Source organism: Paraburkholderia kirstenboschensis, assembly GCF_904848585.1.
Classification (GTDB): Bacteria; Pseudomonadota; Gammaproteobacteria; order Burkholderiales; family Burkholderiaceae; genus Paraburkholderia; species Paraburkholderia kirstenboschensis.
The window spans coordinates 1-21,252 of record NZ_CAJHCR010000029.1; the positions used below are offsets into that span (position 1 = coordinate 1).

Sequence of the window (21,252 nt, forward strand, 5' to 3'; positions counted from 1 at the left end):
CCCGACTGAGCGGTTTCGCGTCAACACCTTTGGTAAGAGCCGTATGCAGTAATTCTGCACGTACGGATCCGTGCGGGGGGCGATGGGTAACCATCGTCCCTACCGCGACCGATCTTCCGGCGGCGATTATCGGGACGCGGACTGAACGAGCAAGGCTTCCACGACGTCCAAGCCTATGCAATCGCTCGGGTCAAGCCTGCGCAGCTTGGCGATCAGCTTCAATGCAACGGCGCGCTCACCGCCCCGCACACTAAGGAAGGCAAGTGCCTTCAGTGTGAAGAGCCAGAAGCGGCCCGGACCAGGAATGGTGAAGTCGGTGTCGCCCGGCTGTACCGCACACCAGTCGCTGTCGAGCGACGCTTGCTGGGCGGCGACCGCCAAAGCCTTGGTCGCCACCTCCTGCGCCTCGCCAAGTTCGCCCCTGTTCGCATGGAACTTATACAGCAGATAGTAGGGTGGCAGGCAGCGCGGGTACGACAGGACCGCAGTCCACAACGCGCGGGCCACATCGTCATTGCTCCCGCCGCGGGTTCTCTCGATCAGCTGTAGCACGGGGGCGGGGACTTTGTCGCCGAACAGATCGGTCGATTCGATACCAATAATGAGATCCATCAATTTGCTCCGACATGGTGAGGCGTCCGGCCGCTATTGCGGCGCGCGGAAGCCGATGTGACGATGGATGTGTTTGTCTACCCGGACTTGAACTGGATGCCATGCCCGCCGCGCAGATACGCCCATTCGAGGTTGTGATGGTCCGCGTTTCCACCGCCAGGCCACTAACCCGAAAATCACGTTCTCTAGCCAGACAATATCCGCAAATCGCTGTTCGCGACCGCGTGTGACGCTTGTTTGATGTTGCATACGAAAGCGGCCAAATAATGGTGATTATCGACTTCCCACCCGGTAACGCAGTTGGGCTGCTGCGGCGTTGCCGGCAACGCTGACTCAATAGGGATATCTTTGCCACGGCAACGGCGGCATTCACTGGCGTCGAATGGTTCATGGGCAGCTCGCGCCTTAACCCGGGCTAGCGCTCGACGACGTCAGATATGACGCGCACGATACACAGAATGCGGCAACTACGGCATTCCAGGCAGCCGCCGGCAATTTGCTTGACCGAGCCCTTGCTCTCCTCCCGATAACAGGAAACTGGGCACACGAACGTGCGGTTTTTTCGGAACAGTCATTGGTGCAGACTTCATAGCTTTTTGATGGGTACGTGCGTCGCCCAACGTCCACGCGGCAGAGGTTCTGAAACAGAGCGACGAGATGAGGGTGTCTTGTAAAGAACTGTATCGCCGAAACACCTTGGCGCATGATCGTGTTGGTGACAGGGTGAACCCGGACTTGCGCGGAACCTGGGACCTTCTTAATGCAGAGGACAATATGCATTGAGGTACTCAAAGTCAGGCGCCGCCGCGTGCCGGCAGCGACCCGCACAGGTTCTCCAACTGACACGAGACGCTGTCCCTCCGCTTCCTGAGAAACCTTGAAGACTTTCTGCTCCGCGCGCGCGGATGCAACGAAGTCGTTGTCGGACTTCTGCAGTAAGCATCGATAGACGGCGAGCACGGCCGTTGCGTTGTTACACGACAATTCTTTCTGTTGGTCAACTTGCTGAAAGAAGCGCTTGAGGGTGCAGGTCGCTCCGTTCAACACTTTCGCGTCGAATGCGATGTCGGAGAATCGCGGGCAATCCTCGGTCGACGACAGACGACGCGGTTGTTCGATAACTTCTTGCATGTCGTTACTTCTATTCGAGAAGCCTGGCCGCCATGATCACATTCACGACACTTTCAACCGCGTGCTGCGCGTTTGGGTCAGGAAGCGACGCAAATCGCCTGCACTCGGCGCCTGCTTGTGCTGCGTGGCGAAGGAGCGGATGCGCGCAAGCAGCAGCGGGATGAGCCGCTCCGGCACCCTCACGCCTAGAGCGTCGTAGGCCTCACGCACACTTTGAGATCCAGAATGTTTCCCGAGTATCGTCGACCTTTGCCGGCCGAGTTCTGCCGGATCGAATCCCTCGTAGGTCGCGGGGTGCTTTGCGAGGCCGTCGGTGTGAATGCCAGACTCGTGGGTAAAGATGCTCCTACCGATGATGCTCTTGTTGAAGGAAACTGCGCGGCCTGAGGCTTGTTCGACCAGCGACGAAATGTCGGACAGCGCTCTGGGGTCGACGCCGGTGTCTCGTCGCAACAGGTGCCGTGCGCCCATCACGACTTCTTCCAGCGCCGCATTGCCGGCGCGCTCACCCAACCCGTTGACGGTGGTGCTTGCATGGGTCGCGCCGGCCCCAAGGGCGGCCAATGTGTTGGCTGTGGCGAGCCCGAGGTCGTCGTGCGCATGAATTTCGATTTCCAGATCGACGGCAACGCGGAGCGCTGCAATGGCGTAGAAGGTCTTAAAGGGGTCCAGCATACCGACAGTGTCGGCAAAGCGGACGCGCTGGGCGCCGTGCTGCTGCGCGCATTGCGCCACTTCTATGAGAAATGAGGGATCCGCCCGCGAGGCGTCTTCCATGCCGAGGGAAATCCTGGGATGGTTTTTCGCCGCCTCGTCGACGACGCGCGCGATCTGCGCCAGTACCCAACTGCGCGACTTCCGCAGCTTGTGTTGCAAATGAATATCCGAAACGGGAACGGAGAGATGAACGATATCGGCATCGCAGCGCAATGCCGCAGAGAGATCCTCGTCGGTGAGTCGCCCCCAAACCATCAGGCGGGCGTCGAGGTTCAGGTCGACGATTGCAGCGATGCACGCCATTTCGTCTTCGCCCATGGCAGGAATTCCGATTTCGAGTTCGGCCACGCCGGCTTGCGACAGTGCGGCGGCGATTGCGCATTTTTCCTCAGTGCGAAACGCGACTCCAGCGGTCTGCTCGCCGTCGCGAAGTGTCGTGTCATTGATGATCGGATAGAGCATGTCAGGTCTCTTGAGTTGTCGCCGATGGACCGCAAGCATTGTGCCAAGCGAGCATCTACAGTCGGAGTTCAATTTGCGGAATGTTGACCGGCCCAATGTCGGGTTATGGCGGTGCATCATCCGATTGTTCGTGTCGCGAATGTTACGTTCCGGACAATACAGCCGCGCTGCAGTTGGCTCGATCGGTTCTGTCCGCTAGCGGGCAGAATGACGAACTGTTCGCTTGATGCATACTCGAAACAATTAGTCAAACAAAGCAATGTTGACGTAAGCCGGTCGCGACGGAATGGACACCGTCCTCCGTCCGGAGAAGGTGACGCGCTTGAGGGTTCCTAGGACTGAACCACATCAATGTGCCGAGGTGGAGTTGCGACACAGCCAGCTTGGGGAACTGATGCCCCCGATGGATGCTACGATATATAGACTCTGTATTAATTGCAAAACGGTTGTTCCCGGAAATTCGACTACAACAACATCACCGTCCTGACGAGGTGCAGGAGGGACATGTCGGCGATTCATGAGTCAGTTTGAAAATTGTTCTTGGCAGCTTTCTGCGCAGAAGGGCACCACTATCGCGTCGCGAGCAATTTAACGTGACAGCGCCGTGGCGAGGCAACGTCTCTCGAATCCCCTGACCAACTTCCAATCCGTGACCCGCCGATCATATTCGAACTGCTCCCATCGGGCGGCGTGCACGTAGTGATCGACGACCTCGTTCCCCAACACCTCGCCCAGCCCCTGTCGAATTCGAACTGATGTCGCTGGAGTCCCGCAGCGTTTTCGGAATTTCCGGTAGCTCGCATCCCGATAAGCGTCGCCGACAATCGGGTCTGCGATACCAGTTCGCGTCGATGCCCGCAAGACCCGCTGCAACTAGCGCCACAAAAGCGATATACGGATTCAGATCCGCACCGCAGATGCGGCACTTCACGCGGACGGCGTCCGAGCCTTCGCCGCAAAGGCCGAAACCGACTGTCCGATTGTCTTGGCTCCCTGCGACCTTGGTCGGCATGAGCGTACCGAGCTGGAATCGCTTGTAGGAGTTGATGTGGGGCACCAGAAAGAGAGTGATGTTCTTTGAATATTTCAGCAGTCCCCCAAGGTTAAGGTGCATCAGATTGAGACGTTTATATGCGGATGCGGTGCAAACGCTTTGCCGCCCTTCTCCAAAGGAGCACGCAAAATACATGCGACTGACACGGCCGTCCCACAGCATCTAAGATAAGTGGCGTGCCGATCACTCGTCGCTACAAACGCCGTCTCATACCACCACCAACGTCAAAGAACCGCAACACATAACAGCGCCGAAGCGAGCCTGTGCCGCGCGTTCTTCGTTGCAAGCCAACCAGTACTCCATATCGATCAGGCGGATCAGCCAAGTGTCGCTCCGGTTGCTGGCCGTCAACTGCCCCATGGCGGCGCCTATCTTCGTGTCTCGCATTGTCAATACGAGCTTCTTGACCACATCGGGCGCCAGCGTCGTGTCCGAGTCGACATTGAGTACCAGTTCCCCGGATGAAGAGCGTATCGCGGCGATCTGTGCCTTTCGCTTTCTCATATTTTGGGGAAGCGTAATGAAGTTGAATCTCGGGTCGCGTGTGTAGGCATCGTATACCGGCATCACGGCGTCGAGATTCGCAGAACCATCATCAACCATATAGACCCGCAGTTCTCCGGCGCAGTCCTGGGTTGCGATGGACTCCAGGCATGCGGAGAGCTTCCCGGGGTCCTCATTGAAGCGGGGGGAATAATGACATCCACGCCCGGCAGAGTGTCGGAGTCGACCAATCCGGCCGACAGCGATGACATGTTTGTCGGCTGGGCATAAGCGCCTGAGTGCATTTATAGACAGTCGAGAGCAGCGCATAAAACGAGACAGCGACAGTGCTAGTTGCGGCAAGCACGTTCATAGGGTGTCTGATTCGTCCGGTGAGGTTGAGGAAGCGATCGGATTGCAAACCCTCGGTCATGCAATGCTGGAATCATGAGGGACAGCGCCGTGAGGGTCTGCTCGCGCAGAGCAGCGTGAGTGCATCCTCCCAACTCATCGGGAGGGCATCCGTCGTGCAAGAGCACAATTGCACCCGGCCGGACAGAGGCCAGCACTGCGCTGACAATCGCGTCCACGCCGGGACGAGACCAGTCTCGCGGGTCTACCGACCAGTGGAGGGGCGCCAGATCAGCGCTCGCTGACGTAGTGAGCACTGCTTGGGTCCACGTGCCATACGGGGCACGCATATACCGCAGCGAAGCCTGGGGGCTCGCCATCCTGATGACCCTGCTTGCCGTTAGTATTTCCTGTTGTACTTCGGTGGGTTCGCATCTGGACAGGTCCGGATGAGTCATCGTGTGGTTTGCGACCTCGTGCCCTTCTGCGATCATTCGTCGGATTAGCTTCGGCTGGTCCTCTACGTACGCACCGATGACGCAGAACGTTGCTGGCACCCGGTGTTCCGCCAGCACATCGAGGACGTCCGGTGTGCAAAGCGGATTAGGGCCGTCGTCAAACGTCAAATAAACGCTGCGACGTCCGGTGGTGTCAGCGCACTCGCTGAGCGCTTCCGATAAGCAGTGCCTCACAGCTCTGGCCCGTTCCGGTCAATTATCGTTCCGGTCGGCCAATCGCTCATTGACCGTCCAATCGGTAAGACGACAATGAGTACGTCCTCGATGCGCGTGGGCGGCGTGTCGAGATGCACTTCTCGAAGGGTCGACCTCACGCGAACTCCAGACACAATAGTCGCCAGACCGGGGCGGCCGAGCAGCCTTGCAATATGTTGCCGCAACGCGTGTCGAACCGTGCCGAAGCCGAATGGAACGTCAAGTTCCTGCAACACGGGATACATCACGCGCATTAAATGAGGGATTCCGAGTCCCTCAAGATCCGGACGTACCGCGTACAATCCTAGTTCGGCCACTAGTAGATCGACTGCGCCAACCTTGATGAAACGACGCAGTGCGCCGATATGAGCCGCTACGCCGCGCGCGTCGTAGCCGATTGCACGGAACTCTGGCCTCGCACCAGCCCAACTGTGATTGCCTTCGAATGGTTTTGCATTAAACGCCCCGGTCGGCCCGTAGGTCTTTCGGAAGAACTCGGACAGTTCGATGTGGTCGGCGAGTTGCAACTCATTTTCCCAAACCAGCCTCCACCGCACCTGAGAGCGCATGGAGAGAGGTCCTCTAGCTGTGGACACGGCCAAATTCACGACTGCCTCCTATGCGCCGTCCGGCCTTTGAGGGTGGACCTGACGCGCGCGAAGGACTTGCTGGGAAAGCGGTTCGATTTCAAGAAATCATCTGCACTCTGGAACAGTTCTGGGATGAAGCCCGAAGAAAAGAGCATTTCCGTCAACGCTTCACGGACCGATCGAACCTCATCGACGATGGAGAGTACATCGAGTGCGCGTGCCTTTCGTACCAGATCTACCAAAGACTCCCCCCGCATCTTCCGCACGATCTGACCGCGATTGAGACGAGATCCATTTGGCCGGGTCGCTGAAGCATTTGGCACCTGCAATCGGCTGCTCCCGATTCGTCGCGAAGCCAAGGCGAAGTCGAGGGTTGCCTCAACTGTACGAAGATAAGCGGCCGATATAGAAAGGCTTTGGAGAACTTTGCGAAGGTTTGCCTGTAGTAAGCGCCTACGCGACCTGCCAGACGCTTGTCGCGTCGTGTCGGCGCGATGCAGCTCGCCCATGCCGCCGTAGGCCGTGGCCGCATTGGGCATGTGCCTCGGTGGATGCTCGACGTACACCTGAGGATTTTTCTCGAAGTCAGGGCAAAGATCGACAACCATCTTGATATGCCTAAATTCTATTTCTCCGGCCCGACGTATTGCTACGGTATTCATGAGAGCGTCCACGAGAAATTGACTTGAAATTTGGTGCCGTATCTGCCGAGAACGTTCAGCGAGTTCGGCATCGGCGTTTCCTTCGTGCAGGTGATGAAGCGTCGCCAGTGGTGCATTAGCTGTTGCGCCATGCGTGAGCCAGTCACAGACCGACTGCCCGCGCACGTCGAGTTGCTCGGCAGTGAAGTTGCGCTTGATCCTGTGTCCGAGCAGCGTCAGGGCCGCGCTCGCGTGCGCGTGTCCCGATGCGTGTGATTGATCGACAACTGCTGCAACGTCATTCCTAGGCTTCGCTCAGTACCAGGAACACTATGCTCCATGCTGTACAATTCGTAAAATCGATTGTATTGATGGAACACATCCACACTACGGATAAGGTGGAATCATGCGTTTCAAGGGCCTCGATCTAAATCTCCTCGTCGCGCTCGATGCTCTGATGACCGAGCGTAACCTCACCGCGGCGGCACGCAGCATCAACCTGAGCCAGCCGGCCATGAGCGCGGCCGTCGCCCGGCTACGCACCTATTTCTGCGATGAACTATTTACGATGAGGGGCCGGGAACTTGTCCCAACACCGCGTGCTGAAGGGCTCGCCGCTCCGATCCGCGAGGCTCTGGTGCACATCCAGCTCTCCGTTATTTCCCGGGACGTCTTCAACCCGGCCAAATCGGATCGCTGCTTCAGGATCATCCTTTCCGATTTCATGGCACTCGTATTTTTTCGAAAGATCGTGGAGCGTATTGCACGGGAAGCTCCCGCCGTCGGCTTCGAATTGCTACCACTTGCCGACGACCCCGATGAGGTTCTCCGGCGCGGCGAAGCCGATTTTCTTATCTTGCCGGAACTGTTTATGTCGAGCGTGCATCCTAAGGCGAAGCTGTTCGAGGAGACACTCGTGTGCATAGGCTGCCGCACGAACAAGCAGCTATCAGGGCAGCTTACATTCGAGAGATACATGTCGATGGGGCACGTTTCGGTGAGGTTCGGACGTACGCGGCGGCCCTCCATCGAGGAGTGGTTTTTGCTTGAGCACGGTCTCAAGAAACGGAACGAGGTCATCGTGCCGAGCTTCAGTATGATCCCTCCTATGCTATTAAACACTGACCGTATAGGGACGATGCCTTTAAGGCTGGTCAAGCATTTCGAAAAGACGATGCCTCTGCGGATGGTCGAACTTCCGCTGCCACTTCCCGCATTCACTGAGGCCGTCCAATGGTCTGCCCTTCACAGCAGTGATCCGGCAAGCAACTGGATGCGGGAGATAATATTGCATGAGGCGTCATGCATGGTTGCTCCGCGTGAGACCACGCGAAAACCAACCCACCCAAATTAGGAAATTGGGATCCTTCAGCAGGTTTTGCGGAATGGATTTTTGGGGTTTCGAGGGTTTTGTGGCCATATCCATGTCGCCACGCCAGGCCTGATTCGCCGCAGTGACGGCAAACACCTGATCGAGCAGGTTCGGCGCGACCGGCGAGCTGTGTGTCAATTTGATGGTGCCTTTAATTTGAGTTTCTGGTCGCAACGCAACCCCTCCTTGCGACGCAGTCTCTTTATCGAATGTACGCACGTGCAAAGCCATGCGCTACGAGGTGCCTTGCAGGAGTTCGGCCCCATAACTCTCGAGGAGCGCTGATGTGCGGCAGTATCTCCACCTCAAGCCGGGCCCCTGCTGCGCGCGGCGACGCCGCCATCGCTCTATCCACGAATCAAAGACATAGTGCGGGTAGACAGTCGATCCTGAAGAATTCAGTTTGCGAGGCGCACCCGTGGCTTGGCTCGTTACCTGTCGGCGAACAGGAATCAGATCATCGAAAGCGGTTGTGCCGAGCAAGCGCTCGGCTGCAGCGTGACATTGGCGAGCCCATGCAGCACCGCGAGGATAAAACATCAGGCCCCAGGCTCAGACGGACGATGGTGGGCAGCAACCCGCGCGGGTTGTAACCTCGGCACACTAAAATTCTGACAGGCTCCGCATCGCCGGTTTGCCCTTTGAACCAACGACGCCGCATGCCGCGGTCGTCCTTCACATGCCCGATGATCGGTTCGATCGCGTGCCGTCGCTTGAGCCAACGTCGCTGCGTGCTGGTCAGGGTCTTGCGTTTGCGGGATGAATCAGTTTTACTGATGACACCTTGGCATTGACGTCCCGAACCCGAGATCGACCAGCACGGCCTTCGGTTGCGGCGTACCCGGCAGATACTGCGACAGAATGGAGCTCTGTTCGAGTTGCTCGGCCAGCGTGTGGCCGTCGTATGGGTTGCCTGCCAACGCCCGTGCGCCGACGATCAGTCCTTGTTTCGCCGTGGTCGCGTGACCGCTTGACGCCATGTCGGATAGCCGCGACATATTTGTTGCATAGCGCCCCGCTCAGGTAGGGTCGAGAACTGGCGCGCGCACCGGTAGGCGCCGGTGGTGATTCCACCGCTTTCGCGATGGCCCGCAATCCGGCAACCATGGTCACGTTTCCAGCTCCCGCCACGTCGAACGCAGCGGGCCGATTTCCGGCACTACGCTCTCCTGTTTGCTTCATGTCAAGATTTATGGGACCTATCATGCTGGGCGCGCTTTCGGTGCGGCAGCACGACGAACACGATAGCCGTTGAACAGCTTCAGTTCCTCATACAGCCAACGCCTACTCCACCGCTTCCAGCCGAAGCCGCGTCGATTCCGGGAGCGCCCCATGTGGCGCCTGATCTTCTTTTCTACCCAGTCTTTGATGAAGCTGAAGCACTCGCTGGAATGTCCAACGGCGAAGTAATTCACCCAACCGCGTAGCACCGGATTGATCAGTTCTACCACCCGATCTACCGGCTGCGACTGGTATCGCCGAAACACCTCTTTGAGCTTGCGCAATAACGCCGTGCGCTTCTTCAGCTTTGGCGTATAGTGCGCCCGCCACACCTGCCTCTGTACGCTGCGGAGTCGACGGAAGTCGAATCCCAGAAAGCCGAAGCTCTCTGAGCGGTCCAGATTAACGGTGCGGCTCTTCTCTTCATTGACCTCAACCTGCAGTTTGGCAAACGCTTCCCGAAGTCGCGTGGTCACCGCCCTCAGCAGCCACGCATGGCGCGGATGGGCATCGATCAGCACCACCAGATCGTCAGCGAATCGGGCATACTCGACGTAGGTGTACTTCCCGTGGCGCGTGGCTTCTTTCGCCCGCTCCAGCATACGGTCTACCTCAGTGAGATAGATGTTACTGAGCAACGGTGAAATCACCCCGCCTTGCGGAACGCCTTGTTTGCCCGACGCCGTCAGCATCAGCTTCAGCAGATGCATTACGTCGTCGTCCTTGATCCGACGCGCCACTTTTTCAAGCAGTAGATGATGCCGAACTGTGTCAAAGTAGGCGCGCAAATCAAGGTCTATGACGCGGGTCTTGCACTGAACAATCGCCGTCGCCACCCGATGCACCGCTTCATGCGCGGTACGCTTGGGACGATATCCGTACGACCCCGGTTGGAAGTCTGCCTCGAAGATCGGCTCCAATATGAGCTTGAGCGCACCCTGAACCACCCGGTCGCGGATAGCCGGAATCGAAAGAACACGGACCTTGCCCCCGTCCTTCGGTATTTCCTGCCGCCGCGATCGTAGCGGTACGTAGGCACGCCCGATCAGTTCGTCCCGTCTCCGCTCAAGGAACGCCTCCACGCCTTGCGCGTCGATGACCTCGAACGTCACCCCGTCGATACCCGGTGCGCCGTTGTTCTTTCTGGCCAGCGCATACGCTTCGCGCAGCGTTTCCATCTTGCAGACATGGACGTACAAACCCCAGAAACGCCAGGACGGTTCAGCCTTCGCCTTGACGTATATTCCTCGCCTCAGGTCCTGCAAACTGCTGGACGCCTTTGTCATCTCGTCCTTGCCTCCCATGTTGTCGAGGAAGTTACAAACAGCAGGGCCCCTTCGCTCCACCAGCGTTACCCGGCTTCACAGCGACTACGAGCCCATCCGCCACCCTCTCGCCTTCGGTTCACTTCCCGGGTTCGCCGGTTATAGAACCTACCTTGCTCCGGCGATTTCGCGCAGGGGCGAGGAGGGCTTCTCCAGTTGCTCAGCATGTCCTTGTCATCGTGCCGTCGCTTCCACCCCGCCGAAGTGGAATAGCCGTATCGGTCAGAATTCGGCTACCCATGCTGCCTTCACCCTCACGGTTGTGGGCTCGGCCCTCGGAGCTTTTCATTTTCGAGGCCACATCTACGTTCACTTTTGTTACGACCCGATGACTCGCGCATTCCCCAAGGAAATGCCTGTCGATAGGCTTCAGAGTCTTGGTTTCCCGCCACCCTGCTATCCTAGCTACGGGGCCTCTGACTCCTACTCCGGCAGGACTGACTCCTGCTGAACATGCCAGCCTTAGCTGGACGCACAACCGTGCATGTACCTTTAATACACAGATCGAGCCTTTCAAAGCCCCCGAATGGGAGGCGGTTTCCTCGCTGTTAGACCACAACTATGGATCCGTTGGTAGCAGACATGACGGACCATGACGAGATTGGCCCGCGCAGTCGATCCTCCGTCCGCACGACGAATGCTTCACGCTTTGATCCATCGTGCCCCCTTGCACGGATGCCGCCGGCAGCACCACTTCCACAATGCCTGCCAGATGGCAGTGTCGACTGCGGTGTAGACTTCTTTCCAGGCCACGTATCGATGATAGTCGACCAGACATCGATGATCGGGTTGAGCAGGCCGGTGAGATTGAGCTGTTTGGCCGATGCATTGTCGTTGATGACTGCGCGCCCTTTGGGCAGAAAGGTCTGAACATTCTTTTTTTATGGCTTGATGCTTGGCGTTCGGATAATTTCGGACGTTCTGCACGAGGAAGTCGAACCCTGGCGAGATGTGCGCGATCCTGTTCTCTTCCGGGGGAGAGCGTCAGTCCGCGCTCCTGCAGAAAGACCCCGGCCAGTGGCTCGACCTCGTCTTCCAGCACCTCTTTCGAGTAACCGGTGATCGCGAAGTCATCGGCATAGCTCACCAGAGTGAGGTAGCAATCAATGATGGACGAGACCGGTAATCGGCTGCACCTGGAGTAGACAAATCGTAGTTGATTTGAGCCAGGTCAATGGAACTCGCGTTCCCGGCGGAATACGCGCGGCGAGATCGCAAAAGGAGAAAATAAGTAAATCAATGCACTACAGTTTCACGGTCCTGCCATGAAAAGGCGTTATCTCTTGAAGTCAGCCCATGAAATGGGGCGCGAAATCGAGGATGATAATGCAACACAATACTCGTAAATCCGAACACAGTGACAGGCAGGATGGTCACAACAACGGAGACGTTGTTATGCTGCATATCGCTTCCACACGCGAAAGACCTAGCTCAAAGTCCGAGACGGGCCACGCGATCCCTATTGTGCAATGGTACGAGAGCGCGCTTACCGGCATCTTGGAAATATCGAAGGTGCTTACCGGCCCCTGCGGGCTCGAAGTCATGCTGGCCAGCGTCGTCGATCTCCTGCAATCGTTTGTGCAGATGCGGCTCGGTATCGTCTCTCTCTTCGACGATGATGGCGTACCGGACGTTACCGTTGGCGCCGGCTGGAGCGAAGGCACCGATGAGCGCTACCGGATGCGCCTGCCGCAGAAGGCCATTGACCAGATCATGGCGACGGACAGCCCGCTCGTCGCCGAGAACGTGGCGGTGCATTCGGGCTTCAGTGCCGCCGACATGGGCGTGCTCGGTGCTTCCGACGACATGCGAGTGTCGTTCATCGGTGTCCCTATTCGCATCGACGCGAAGGTCGTGGGGACGCTGACCATCGACCGCGTCGTGGGCAATGGGTCGAACTTCCGGCTCGATTGCGACGTGCGGCTGCTCACCATGGTCGCCAACCTGATGGGCCAGACGGTGAAGCTGCATCGCTTACTCAAAAGCGACCGCGAGCGACTGATGGAGGGGAGGGACGGGCTGCAAAAACAATTGTCCGAGCTCAACTACCCTGCGCAGGGCCGTAAGAAGTCTCAGGTCGAGGGGATCATTGGCGACAGCCCGGCGCTGCGCGGCCTGCTCGAGAAGATCGCGGTGGTAGCCAAATCGAACAGCACAGTTCTGTTGCGCGGCGAATCCGGTACCGGGAAGGAGCTGGTCGCCAAGGCCCTTCACGAGCTGTCGCCGCGAGCCAAGCGGCCCTTCATCAAGCTCAATTGCGCGGCGCTCCCTGAGACGGTGCTGGAATCCGAATTGTTCGGTCATGAGAAGGGTGCCTTTACCAGCGCCTTCAATTCGCGCAAGGGGCGCTTCGAGCTCGCCGACAAGGGGACGCTGTTTCTTGACGAAATCGGCGAGATCTCGGCCTCGTTCCAGGCAAAGCTGCTGCGCGTCCTGCAGGAGCAAGAATTCGAGCGCGTCGGCAGCAACCAGACCATTAAGGTCGATGTTCGCGTGGTTGCCGCCACGAATAAGAACCTGGAAGACGCGGTGGCAAGGAACGAGTTCCGCGCCGACCTTTATTATCGCATCAGCGTGGTTCCCTTGCTGCTGCCGCCGTTGCGCGAAAGGCGCAGTGATATCCCGCTGCTCGCCGTGAAGTTTCTCAAGAACTTCAACAGCGAGAACGGCCGTACGCTGACCTTCGATGCGAGCGCGATTGAAGTATTGATGAACTGCGGATTTCCCGGCAATGTCCGTGAGCTCGAGAATTGCGTGCAGCGGACTGCGACCATGGCGCCCGGACTATCGATCACGACAAGTGACTTTGCCTGCTCCCAAGGCCAGTGCCTTTCCGCGATGCTATGGAAGAGCAGACCGGACGAGATGGCGCTGCAGCCTGGGCCAATCGTACCGGTGCAAGCGAAACCGGGTACGCCTCAGGCCGAGGCTGCTATGTCTGGCGCAGTTGCGGTCCCGCCTGTCGGCAGCAAACAGGCCTCGCTCGCGCCCGGCGGCGCAGCCTTCGGAAGCGGTGCGAAGATTTCCGACCGCGAGCGTCTGATCGCCGCCATGGAAAGGTCCGGGTGGGTGCAGGCAAGGGCGGCGCGACTGCTTGGACTGACGCCGCGCCAGATTGGCTACGCGCTGAGGAAATACAGTGTCGAGATCAAGCGTTTCTGAAAGCACTGTCTGACTTGCGGCGTGTCGGGGCCGCGACATCGCGACTGATGCGAATAGCTCAGAGAAGTCAAGCCGGGGTTTGGCGCGGACCATGACATGATCACGATCGGAAGTGGCCCCGCGTCGGCGCCAATTCGGTAATCGTCGAGAACAGCCCGGCCGACCTCAGGGCGGTCGGTATCTCCACTAAGGCGGTGCGCACGCGGCGCTGTCATCGCCGGTTCGCCGACCGTGTCGCGCTCGACATGGCCCGGCAATGTCCGGTCCGAGCACCGTCGAGTGCGCGAAAGCGACGGGGAACCGATCAGCGAACCCCGTCAGGCACAGCGGCACAGCCACATTAAAAGTACCCAATGCACGGTTGCAATCTACCTACCCATCATCACCGATTGAAAATTGGCATACTGAAGGTGTCCATGTACTACATTCGTTGAGTCGAAGTTGGGATCGACCGCGGCTGGCCGCAATGGCCAACATTAAGACATTCAGTAAAAGCAAGTAACAACCCGAGTTCGTTCCTCACGCATCACTACCCGTCTGCCCGGCCCGGCTCGATTCCGCCAAGGTATCGTGTGAGAATTCGCCCAGAATTCCTCACTATCTCCGCCCAAGCGGGGGCCAGTCTCTCGCGGGGCATGGTCAGCGTAACGACACCGGCGAGTTGCCCGGACGGGCCGAACACCGGCGCGGCGATGCCTGCCAATTGAGGATCGCGGTCTCCTGCTAGCGCGATGACCTGCTGGCGGCGGATGTGTTGACCGAGTGCCTCGTCGCCCTCGTGGCAGTAGGCTTGCAACACCCGGCCTCCAGTGCCACGATCCAGCGGCAGTAGCTCGCCCGCGCGGATGTGGTCCCGCACAGGCTGTGGCGAGTCGACGCGATACAGGCATAGCCGTTGCGCACCTTGACGTACGTGAAACGCGGCGCTCTCACGGGTTGCGGCCACCAGTTCCTGCAGCACGGGCATCACCAGCGACTCGCTGGAGGACGATTGAGCATAGATGGCATGCAGCCTTGCGACGCCGGACCCCAACACGTAGCAGCCATCGGCGCGGCGCACCACGAGATGCGCATGTTCCAGCGACGCGAGCAGGCGCAGCACGGTGCTCTTGTACAGGCGCGTCCGTTCCGCGAGCGCGCTCAATGACAGCACGGGCGTGCCGTTGCCGAAGGCAGCCAGCAGGGTCAGCGCACGGTCGACTGCTGCCACGCCTCCGGCTGCCAGATTGTCGTCGGCCAACGATGCGATGGCGGGCGGTTTGGACATCGTGCCTCTCCTCAGCCGGACCGTTGCAGCAACGCTTCCACTACGCCGAAGCCGAGGTGATCTGCCGGATCGAGCTGCCGTAGTTGTGTGATCAACTGTGTGGCGGTTTCGCGTTCGCCGCGCCGCAGGCCGATGAAGGCGAGCGCCTTTAGCGTGAACAGCCAGAAGCGGGCGGGACCGGGCGCGTGGAAGTTCGCATCGCCGGCTTGTACTATCTGCCAGTCCTCATTCAATCCGGCGGCATGCGCAGCTGCTTTTAGTCCCAGATGGGCCGCGTGCTCTGCCTCATCGAACTCGCGGCGTCCGGCATGGAACTTGTAGAGCAGATAGTAGGCGGCAAGGCTTTGCGGAGAGGTCAGCGTGACGCTCCACAGGACTGCGACGATCTGCTCGGCCGGCGCGCCATGCAGGCCTTCGATGAGACGCCGCACGGCGGCCGACACCTCGCCTCCGAACAGTTCGTTCGACTCGACCCCGGTCAGCAGGTTCACCACACCGTCTCCGCGACGATGAGGCGCTGCACCGGTTCGCCGCCTTCGAGTTGACGCGTGAAGATTTTCTCCACGTCGGCCATCGTCACGCCGCTGTATAGCACCGCGTCGGGATAGATGAGCACGTTCGCGCCCTGATCGCACGGGCCGAGACAGCCTGAATACGTGATCGCGACGGTATCGGGCGCCTGGCGTTTCTGCTGGTCCGCCCAGCATGCCTTCAGCAGCGCGGGCGAGCCCTTGCCGCCTGCGCAGGCGCCGCGCGGATGCTGCGGCGACCGGTTCTGGGTGCAAGCAAACACATGTCGTTCTAGTCTTGCCATGACGATGTTCCTCAACCGAACTTGAACAGGATGCCGTGACCACCGCGCGGGTAGTCCCACTCGATATTCTGGTGGTCGGTACAGATGATGCGGCAACTGCCGCATTCGAGGCAGCCGTCGGTGATAAGCGTCACCGCGCCGTTGCCTTCGGCCTTGTAGCACGAGGCCGGGCAGACGAAGGTGCAACTCTTCGTGTTGCATTCGCTCTGGCAGACGTCGGCATCCTTGATGTGGACGTGCGGCCGTCCTGCGTCGACGCGGTAACGGTTCTGGAACAGCTTTTCCTCTACGTTGACGGGTAGGTTGCTCATCGGAAGGCCCTCAGCAGTTTGTAGGCGTCACCCACGATGCCAGAAAGCGAACGGGCTTTGCGGAAGCTCGAAAAAATCTCGCGCTCCTTGCTTTTCTTGTCCTTACCGTCGACCGTGATCATCGTGCGCGCGGCGCGCGCCACGAGGTCGGGGTAGGTCGTGAAGAACTGCGGATTTTTATGCAGCACTGCTGGCATGTCGCGGTACTTGTGCAGATCTTTCATCACGAAGCTCTGATCGAGCGCGGCCTTGTAGGCCTTGAGCGTGCCGGCGCGGTAGCCGTGTCCTGCGGCTTTCGCGTGGATCACCGTTTCGGCGGCGAGGCGTCCCGTGGTCATTGCAAGATTCGATCCTTCTCGGTGCGCGGCGTTCACGAAACCGCCTGAATCGCCAACGATTATCCAGCCGTTGCCGTAGAGCTGCGGGATTGCGTGGAAACCGCCTTCGGGAATCAGATGCGCGCAATACTCCTTCATCTCGCCGCCCGCAATCAGCGGTGCGATCGACGGGTGCTGCTTCATCTTTTCGAGGAGCACATAGGGGCTCGTGCGGTTGGGGTTTTTCTTGAAGTCGCTCAGCATGCAGCCCACGCCTATGGTGAGCGATTCCTTGTTGGTATAGAGGAAGCCAGTGCCCATCATGCCGTCGGTGATACTGCCGACCATCTCGATCACGACGCCGTCGTCTTCGCCGACGTTGAAGCGCTGGCGGATCGTCTCCTCGGGCATGAAGAGAATCTCCTTGACGGCGAGCGCAACGTTGCCGGCCACGATCTCTCCATGAAAGCCCGCCTTGCGCGCGAGCGTCGAATTCACGCCGTCGGCAAGTATCACCACGTCGGCATACACATCGCCGTGCTCGCGGTCGCACTGCACGCCGACCACTAGGTCGCCGTCCATGATGAGTTCCTTCACCGTGGTCTCGCAGAGCAGCAGTGCGCCAGCTTCGCGCGCTTTCGATGAAAACCACTTGTCGAACTGCGCGCGGATGATCGTATAGCGGTTATAGGGCGGCTTGTTGTAATCCTCGCTGCGCACATGTGTACCAACAAACGACGTGTCGTCGAGCATCCAAATTCGCTGCTCGATGATGTGGCGCTCCAGCGGCGCATCGTTGCGGAAGTCCGGGATGATCTCTTCGAGCGCCTTCGCGTACAGGATCGCACCTTGAACGTTTTTGCTGCCCGGATATTCGCCCCGCTCGATCTGCAGCACTTCCAGGCCTGCCTTGGCCATCGTGTAAGCGGCAGCATTGCCGGACGGACCGGCACCGACCACGATCGCATCGAAGTGTGAGAGCTTTTTCATCGTGATTCTCCTCAGGCAGCGTGCTTGCGGCGCCGCGACAAATGCTCCGCAAAAGCCTGCTTCAGCGCGGGCAAGACTTGCAACGCATTGCCAACAATGCCGTAGTGCGCGAAATCAAATATGGGTGCGTTGGGATCGGTGTTGATCGCCACGATCACGTCCGCGCTTTCCATGCCCACGCGGTGCTGGATCGCGCCGGATATGCCGGCGGCGATGTAGAGCTTGGGCCGCACCGTCTTGCCGGTCTGTCCCACCTGGCGCTCCCCGTCGACCCAGCCGGCCTGCACGCATGGCCGGGTCGCACCCACTTCGCCGCCGAGCACGTTCGCCAGTTCGAACGCCAGTTGAAAGTTCTCCGGGCTCTTCAACCCCTTGCCGCCGCTCACGATCACATCGGCATAGGGCAGATTGATCCGGTCGCTGCTAGCGTCCGGGATGAAGTCAAGCAACCTCGTGACGATGTCCGTCTCGATCATCCCCAGCGTTCCATGGACGATGTTGCCAGTGCGTTCGGCGTCGCGCAGCGGCATCGGCATCACGCGCGGGCGCACCGTCGCCATCTGCGGACGGTACGCGAGCGTCATGATCGTGCACAACAGCGAGCCGCCAAAGGTGGGGCGCGTGGCCGCGAGCGCCCGCGACGCGGGATCGATGTTGAGTTCGGTGCAATCGGCGGTCAGCCCGGTCAGCAGGGTCGTCGCTACTGAGCCCGCGAGGTCACGCCCCATCGACGTCGCGCCCAGCAGCAGGATTTCAGGCTGATGCCGGTTGACGAGGTCGGTCAGCCCTTTCGTGAATGGCTCGTTGCGATAGCCTTGCAAGACCGGGTCGTGGATGATGTACGCATCGTCCGCGCCGTAAGTGAAGGCTTCTGCGGCGAACTGTTCGAGCGGTTCGGTCGCGCCGCCGAGCACTGCGGCGCCCACTCGGCTGCCGAGCGTGTCGGCCAGTTTGCGCGCTTCACCGAGCAGTTCCCACGAGACGCTGTGCACGTGTCCGCGGTCGTGCTCGATAAAGACCCAGACGCCTTTGTAGGCCTTCAGGTGTTCCGGTAGTTCGAGGTTGCGTCGTGCGCGGCCGGCAGGTTTCTTCGCGGGGGATGCGGGTGCGTTCATGACCCCTCCTTCATCAGCAGGTCAGCTTCCAAGGTGGGATGGCGCGTGAAAATCTTTCGCAGCAGGTTCACCGACACGTCGCAAAGACTCGATGCGTCGAGGTCGAGAATCTCCGCTTTCTCGCTGCGCGGCGTAGGTCCAAAGACTTTGCTGACCACTGTCGGCGAGCCCTTCAGGCCGATTTTGCTGAGGTCTTCGATGCCGGCCTGTTCGCAGTTCCATTTGCGCACCGGACAGCCGGCTGCATGCATCATCGCGGGCAGCGTCGCGAAGCGCAGTTCGTTGGTGTTCTCCAGCATTGTGATCAGGCACGGCAGCGCAGTCCTGAGCACCTGCACGCCGCCCTCAGCGCGCCGCTCGACGGTGATCGTGCGCGCATCGAGAGCGGTCTCGACGATGCGCGACACATAGGTCAGCAGTTGCAGACCGAGGCGTTTGGCGATGCCAGGGCCGACCTGCGCGGTGTCGCCGTCGATCGTCTGCTTGCCAGTGAACACGATGTCCACCGCCTGATCCTTCGCGATCTGCTGGATACCTGCTGCCAGCGCGTACGACGTAGCGAGCGTATCCGCGCCCGCGAATGCGCGGTCGGTGAGTAGCACGGCGTCGTCCGCACCGAAGCTGATGCACTTGCGCAACGCTTCCTCGGCCTGCGGCGGACCCATGCAAAGCATCGTGACCTTGCCGCCGAAGCGGTCCTTCAGTCGCAGGGCCTCTTCGAGTGAAAACAGGTCATAAGGGTTGACGATCGCCGGAACACCTTGGCGCATGATCGTGTTGGTGACCGGATGAACGCGGATCTGTGTCGAGTCCGGGACCTGCTTGATGCAGACGACGATGTGCATGGCCTTGCTCCGCCTGTCAGGCAACGGTGCGCGTGGGGGCAGCGACGCGCGCAGACTGTCGAGTGAAACGTGCTGCCGCCCATTTTTGTCCCCGAACACCTTGAACACTTTTTCTTGGGCCGGCGTGGACGTGACGAAGTCGCCGTAAGCCTTGAGCAGCAGCGCGTGATATGACGCGAACAGCGCGGCTTCGTCGCTCTCCGGCAACGCGTCCTGTTGCTGGATGTACTGAAAGAAGCGCTTGAGGATGTGCAGCCGACTCACGTTGACGATCTTCTGGTCGAACGGAATGCCGAAGAACTGCAGAAATTCCTCGGCTGAGGACAGTGCCTTGAGTTGCTGGACAAAGCTTTTCATCGCGTTTACTCCTTGCAAGCGGATGAGGATAGGTGCGGACAGAACGTCGGCTCGGCGAAGTACTTGTCGCAGGCGTGGCTGGTGGCGCACCGCGGCGTCGTGCTCGACTGATCGGGTCGCACGACGCACTTCGTAAAGCCGACCACAGCGCCACTCACGACAATTCTCCGGCGGAGTAGCGCAACTCGATCAGGAAGCGAAACAGGTCGGCGGCACTGGGCGCTTGCTTGTGCTGAGTGGCATGGTGGCGGACACGGCTCAGCAGCAGCACGACCAGCCTTTCGCTGACGGGCAGGCCGAGCGTGTCATAAGCCCGGCGCACGCTTTGCGAATCCGAATGCTTGCCGAGCACGACCGAGCATTCGCGACCGAGTTCGGCGGGATCGAAGCCCTCATAGCTCGATGCATTTTCGGCGAGCCCGGCTGTATGGATGCCGGACTCGTGCGTGAATACGCTGGCGCCGACAATGCTTTTGTTCAGCGCGACCGGGCGTCCTGAAACCCGTTGGACAAGCCGCGAGATGCGCAACAGCGCGGTCGTGTCGACGCCCGTGTTGCGACCCATGATATGACGCACGCCCATTACGATTTCCTCCAGCGCGGCACTTCCGGCGCGTTCGCCGAGACCGTTGACGGTCGTGTTGCAGTGGGTTGCGCCGGCGCGCAGTGCGGCAAGGGTGTTCGCGGCCGCTAGCCCGAGGTCGTTGTGCGCGTGGATTTCGATTTCCAGGTCGACCGCGTCGTGCAATCGCGCAATCGCATCATAGGTCGAGAAAGGATCGAGGACGCCAAGCGTGTCGGCAAATCGGATGCGTTGCGCACCGCACTGCTGCGCGCGCCGCGCCACGTCGGCAAGAAACGAGGGGTCCGCGCGCGAGGCATCCTCCGCGCCCAGCGAAACCCTGCGGCCGCTTTTGGCGGCGGCGCCGATCACGCGACTCACCTGCGCGAGCACCCATGAGCGCGGCTGGCGCAACTTGTGTTGAAGATGGATATCGGACACGGGAATCGACAGATGAATGATGTCGGGATTGCAGCACAAGGCCGACGGCAGGTCCGTGTCGGTGAGACGGCCCCAGACTATCAGATCGGCGTCGAGGTTCAGCGCGACGATGGTCTGGATGCAATTGATTTCCTCGGCGCCCATCGCGGGGATACCGATTTCCAGTTCGGGTACTCCGGCGCTTGAGAGCGCCTCGGCAATCGCGCATTTTTCGGCAACCGTGAATGCGACGCCAGCGGTCTGTTCGCCGTCGCGCAGTGTGGTGTCATTGATGATCGGATTCGACACGGGCAGTTATCCTTAGCCATTTGATCATACGGGTTGCAAGTACTGCGCCAAGCGCGGCTAGTGCGAATAGCCGCTTGCCGCGGGGCTTTCCGATGTTCGCTGGCGTTGTGA

Annotated in this window: 20 protein-coding genes and 3 pseudogenes; 2 read left to right on the forward strand and 21 right to left on the reverse strand. The window is 59.6% G+C overall.

Annotated elements, in window-relative coordinates:
* Positions 1–126: 126 nt before the first annotated feature.
* The 9 genes and pseudogenes from JMY24_RS35800 to JMY24_RS35840 form a co-directional block, all read right to left on the reverse strand.
* Complete coding sequence (locus JMY24_RS35800) at positions 127–612, reverse strand: hypothetical protein (protein WP_128598556.1); 486 nt, start codon at positions 610–612, stop codon at positions 127–129.
* A 681-nt stretch (positions 613–1,293) separates the two neighbouring features.
* Positions 1,294–1,392, reverse strand: a pseudogene (locus JMY24_RS35805) (nitrogen fixation protein FixA); the annotation flags it as partial.
* Positions 1,393–1,512: 120 nt separating this feature from the next.
* A pseudogene (locus JMY24_RS35810) lies at positions 1,513–1,743 on the reverse strand (nitrogenase-stabilizing/protective protein NifW); the annotation flags it as partial.
* Between the two features lie 42 nt (positions 1,744–1,785).
* The gene (gene nifV, locus JMY24_RS35815; protein ID WP_128598555.1) at positions 1,786–2,922 is read right to left on the reverse strand and encodes a homocitrate synthase; all 1,137 of its coding nucleotides are present in this window, start codon (positions 2,920–2,922) and stop codon (positions 1,786–1,788) included.
* 661 nt (positions 2,923–3,583) lie between these two features.
* On the reverse strand, positions 3,584–4,138 hold the full coding sequence (locus tag JMY24_RS35820) for a type I glutamate--ammonia ligase (RefSeq protein ID WP_328809331.1): 555 nt from the start codon (positions 4,136–4,138) through the stop codon (positions 3,584–3,586).
* A gap of 45 nt (positions 4,139–4,183) precedes the next feature.
* Positions 4,184–4,789: a glycosyltransferase gene (locus JMY24_RS35825; protein ID WP_236597716.1), complete on the reverse strand. Its 606-nt coding sequence runs from the start codon at positions 4,787–4,789 to the stop codon at positions 4,184–4,186.
* 20 nt (positions 4,790–4,809) lie between these two features.
* Positions 4,810–5,502, reverse strand: a complete 693-nt coding sequence (gene nodB, locus JMY24_RS35830) for a chitooligosaccharide deacetylase NodB (RefSeq protein ID WP_128598554.1) — start codon at positions 5,500–5,502, stop codon at positions 4,810–4,812.
* Entirely contained in the window at positions 5,499–6,092 is a 594-nt protein-coding gene (locus JMY24_RS35835) for a NodA family N-acyltransferase (protein WP_128598553.1), read from the reverse strand. Before JMY24_RS35835 ends, nodB begins: the two co-directional genes overlap by 4 nt.
* Before the next feature lie 35 nt (positions 6,093–6,127).
* Positions 6,128–6,775, reverse strand: coding sequence for a response regulator (locus JMY24_RS35840; RefSeq protein ID WP_128598552.1), 648 nt, complete (start codon positions 6,773–6,775; stop codon positions 6,128–6,130).
* Positions 6,776–7,160: 385 nt separating this feature from the next.
* Between JMY24_RS35840 and JMY24_RS35845 the strand changes: the two genes are divergently transcribed.
* Positions 7,161–8,108 carry a LysR family transcriptional regulator gene (locus JMY24_RS35845; protein ID WP_128598551.1) on the forward strand — a complete coding sequence of 316 codons (948 nt, stop codon included), beginning with the start codon at positions 7,161–7,163 and terminating at the stop codon, positions 8,106–8,108.
* A 788-nt stretch (positions 8,109–8,896) separates the two neighbouring features.
* Here JMY24_RS35845 and JMY24_RS35850 read toward each other — a convergent pair.
* From JMY24_RS35850 to JMY24_RS39795, 3 genes are all read right to left on the reverse strand, one after another.
* Entirely contained in the window at positions 8,897–9,124 is a 228-nt protein-coding gene (locus JMY24_RS35850; RefSeq protein WP_128598550.1) for a hypothetical protein, read from the reverse strand.
* 204 nt (positions 9,125–9,328) lie between these two features.
* Complete coding sequence (gene ltrA / locus JMY24_RS35855) at positions 9,329–10,651, reverse strand: group II intron reverse transcriptase/maturase (RefSeq protein ID WP_236597709.1); 1,323 nt, start codon at positions 10,649–10,651, stop codon at positions 9,329–9,331.
* 663 nt (positions 10,652–11,314) lie between these two features.
* Positions 11,315–11,599: a group II intron maturase-specific domain-containing protein gene (locus JMY24_RS39795; protein ID WP_413231302.1), complete on the reverse strand. Its 285-nt coding sequence runs from the start codon at positions 11,597–11,599 to the stop codon at positions 11,315–11,317.
* A gap of 468 nt (positions 11,600–12,067) precedes the next feature.
* Between JMY24_RS39795 and nifA the strand changes: the two genes are divergently transcribed.
* Entirely contained in the window at positions 12,068–13,834 is a 1,767-nt protein-coding gene (nifA, locus tag JMY24_RS35865; protein WP_201703893.1) for a nif-specific transcriptional activator NifA, read from the forward strand.
* Between the two features lie 529 nt (positions 13,835–14,363).
* Here the strand turns inward: nifA and JMY24_RS35870 are convergent.
* The 9 genes and pseudogenes from JMY24_RS35870 to nifV (JMY24_RS35910) form a co-directional block, all read right to left on the reverse strand.
* Entirely contained in the window at positions 14,364–15,101 is a 738-nt protein-coding gene (locus tag JMY24_RS35870; protein ID WP_128598472.1) for an IclR family transcriptional regulator, read from the reverse strand.
* 11 nt (positions 15,102–15,112) lie between these two features.
* On the reverse strand, positions 15,113–15,592 hold the full coding sequence (locus tag JMY24_RS35875; protein WP_128598473.1) for a hypothetical protein: 480 nt from the start codon (positions 15,590–15,592) through the stop codon (positions 15,113–15,115).
* On the reverse strand, positions 15,589–15,915 hold the full coding sequence (locus tag JMY24_RS35880; RefSeq protein ID WP_128598474.1) for a (2Fe-2S) ferredoxin domain-containing protein: 327 nt from the start codon (positions 15,913–15,915) through the stop codon (positions 15,589–15,591). Before JMY24_RS35880 ends, JMY24_RS35875 begins: the two co-directional genes overlap by 4 nt.
* Before the next feature lie 11 nt (positions 15,916–15,926).
* Complete coding sequence (locus JMY24_RS35885) at positions 15,927–16,226, reverse strand: ferredoxin family protein (RefSeq protein WP_128598475.1); 300 nt, start codon at positions 16,224–16,226, stop codon at positions 15,927–15,929.
* On the reverse strand, positions 16,223–17,533 hold the full coding sequence (locus tag JMY24_RS35890) for an FAD-dependent monooxygenase (RefSeq protein ID WP_201703895.1): 1,311 nt from the start codon (positions 17,531–17,533) through the stop codon (positions 16,223–16,225). Before JMY24_RS35890 ends, JMY24_RS35885 begins: the two co-directional genes overlap by 4 nt.
* A gap of 11 nt (positions 17,534–17,544) precedes the next feature.
* Positions 17,545–18,648, reverse strand: coding sequence for an electron transfer flavoprotein subunit alpha/FixB family protein (locus JMY24_RS35895; protein WP_128598476.1), 1,104 nt, complete (start codon positions 18,646–18,648; stop codon positions 17,545–17,547).
* Positions 18,645–19,493 carry an electron transfer flavoprotein subunit beta/FixA family protein gene (locus tag JMY24_RS35900; protein ID WP_167375357.1) on the reverse strand — a complete coding sequence of 283 codons (849 nt, stop codon included), beginning with the start codon at positions 19,491–19,493 and terminating at the stop codon, positions 18,645–18,647. Before JMY24_RS35900 ends, JMY24_RS35895 begins: the two co-directional genes overlap by 4 nt.
* Positions 19,494–19,523: 30 nt before the next feature.
* Positions 19,524–19,850, reverse strand: a pseudogene (gene nifW / locus JMY24_RS35905) (nitrogenase stabilizing/protective protein NifW); the annotation flags it as partial.
* Between the two features lie 154 nt (positions 19,851–20,004).
* Positions 20,005–21,141, reverse strand: coding sequence for a homocitrate synthase (gene nifV / locus JMY24_RS35910; protein WP_128598478.1), 1,137 nt, complete (start codon positions 21,139–21,141; stop codon positions 20,005–20,007).
* Between the last annotated feature and the right edge of the window lie 111 nt (positions 21,142–21,252).